The sequence below is a fragment of the Bacillus sp. AFS012607 genome (assembly GCF_002558005.1).
GTDB lineage: Bacteria > Bacillota > Bacilli > Bacillales > Bacillaceae_G > Bacillus_A > Bacillus_A thuringiensis_S.
On the sequence record NZ_NTVM01000122.1, the window covers coordinates 1 to 230 of the forward strand.

Below are 230 nucleotides of genomic sequence, written 5' to 3' on the forward strand. Positions count from 1 at the left end.
TTTACTGATCAAAACTTAACAGCTAATAAGGAATATAAATATGCAGTGAAGGCTGTAGATGCAGCTGGAAATACATCAATTCAAAGTAACATTCTTCTGGTAAAAACAAAAGATCAAAATGTATCTTATGAAAAATGGGATTCGAGGAAGGCATATACAAAGGGAGATAAAGTAGAACATCAAGGGAAAGTGTATGAAGCGGTTCAAAATCATCAAGGAAATGGTGACCC

General features: G+C 34.3%; 1 protein-coding gene. It reads left to right on the forward strand.

All coding sequences use genetic code 11. From position 1 onward, the window contains the following. The coding region (locus tag CN409_RS31215; protein ID WP_346426542.1) for a carbohydrate-binding protein at positions 1-230 on the forward strand (230 nt) is incomplete at both ends.